Consider the following 1,626-nt stretch of genomic DNA (forward strand, 5'->3'; position numbering starts at 1 on the left):
TATTGATTGATAGAATGCTCGCATAGTAAGGTTTTCAGCCTTAGCGTAACTTTCTGTACGATTGCTCATCTACCCCCTCATCCAAAGAAATTCGACTAGCCACAATATGGATGTGGTCGTTTTCCTTATCACCATGACGGTAAACCACATATTGATTGTTATGAAAATTCATCTCCCGAAGATAGCGATCGCTAATTTCGTTCCATTGCTCGTCCGATAAATATTCTCCTGGAGCCAGGGAAAGGGAAACATGGTAAACAGCCCGTTCCACATTTGGGTTTAACTGCCAGGAAAATTTGAACTCAGCTGCAAGTTCTCGCGGGTTTTGTCCCGACATGTTTCCACCAATGCGTTCTGCTTCCTCCTTGTTCTCCACATATTCAAGCAAACCGCGAAAACCTCGTCCTTTACGTTGTTTGGCAATCATTTTTCCTTCCTTAGCTGGTGCTAGAAATTATTTTCCCCTCACGATGAAACTAGCAACTGGGGAGATTGGACGGCGAAGCGGAGTGGGTTTGTGCGGGCTTTGACTATCTGGGCAGCCAACCCTAAATCTCGATGCCCGTACAAACCTACCGTCCAATCAGCGAAGCGATGCCCCAGGTGCGTCAATTTTGAAAAAAACCAACCCGTAGCTCAGACTTTTTAAAATTCATCTTCCTCGTCCCAATCCTCTCCATCTCCCAATTGTGACTTGTCACAACCCGTAATTTCCCGACGTATTTGGTGCAGTAGTTCTCCGAGCGCTTCCAACTTATCAATATCTATACGTGGTTTTTGTCCTAATGCGATCGCAGTATTTACAGCTTTGGTTAATTGGTTAATGTTATTCCCAATTTTCCCCAGTTCGACGTAAGTTTGGACGGCTATTTTTGTCGTTCGTTTGGGCAACGGACGCAATAGGGCATTACGCCGAAACAACTCCGAGCATGATAGCCCCGCTTGGGATGCTCGCGAATGAATCATTTCAAACTCCACCTCCGACACTCGAATTTGCATTATTTTGGTGCGAACTATTGGATTTGACATAGCTAAACCAAAAATCAAAGTGCGTTTGTCTATATGTTGCTAATGTTTGGATTTTAAAAACGCTCAATGTTTGTCTCGATACGTATCTAAATTAATACCCAAACCATCCAGTAATTGGGGGTTTCTTAAGGGGGTTTCCCCCTTGAGCCAGCCTGCCCGTACCGAGCGGAACGCTCTGGTAAAACGTAAGTTTTAGGGCATGGCTGGCTCCCCACCAAAACTCGCGCGTGAACGAGCAAGCCCCGAAAAACCTGGACTGTGAAAAAACGAAAAAGCCCTGAAAAACCTGGACTGTGGGAGAACGAGAGAAATGAGAATACCCAAAACGCGAGGGAGAACTAGGAGAACTCTTGAGGATGAAAAACATTGGAAATTTTTATCTTTTTGAGGATGTTGATTATTGATTTAATGATTCTTTGATTCGTGGGATGTTTTCAAATATTTTAGCCATATTTTTGGAAAAAATCTCAATTCTATTTAATCTCGATTTACGAGACTTCAGTTTTAGGCATCAGGAAAAAAAATACTACGTCTATAGTTATATTTTTTTCAATTTATTCAAAAATAAAGTAACAATATATTTCAATACAGTACAAA

The 1,626-nt window shown here is 42.2% G+C and carries 2 protein-coding genes; both read right to left on the reverse strand.

What is annotated here, in order from left to right; genetic code table 11:
* Positions 1 to 40: 40 nt before the first annotated feature.
* Positions 41 to 427 carry a relaxase/mobilization nuclease domain-containing protein gene (locus CK510_RS30130; RefSeq protein WP_245912523.1) on the reverse strand — a complete coding sequence of 129 codons (387 nt, stop codon included), beginning with the start codon at positions 425 to 427 and terminating at the stop codon, positions 41 to 43.
* Positions 428 to 645: 218 nt separating this feature from the next.
* Positions 646 to 1,029 carry a plasmid mobilization protein gene (locus CK510_RS30135; protein ID WP_245912524.1) on the reverse strand — a complete coding sequence of 128 codons (384 nt, stop codon included), beginning with the start codon at positions 1,027 to 1,029 and terminating at the stop codon, positions 646 to 648.
* Positions 1,030 to 1,626 lie beyond the last annotated feature (597 nt).

This window comes from Brunnivagina elsteri CCALA 953, assembly GCF_002289455.1.
GTDB classification, from domain to species: Bacteria; Cyanobacteriota; Cyanobacteriia; order Cyanobacteriales; family Nostocaceae; genus Brunnivagina; species Brunnivagina elsteri.

Coding starts and splice junctions, on each gene's coding strand:
- CK510_RS30135 (WP_245912524.1), bottom strand. CDS start 1,029: ATGTCAAATCCAATAGTTCGCACCAAAATAATGCAAATTCGAGTGTCG.
- CK510_RS30130 (WP_245912523.1), bottom strand. CDS start 427: ATGATTGCCAAACAACGTAAAGGACGAGGTTTTCGCGGTTTGCTTGAA.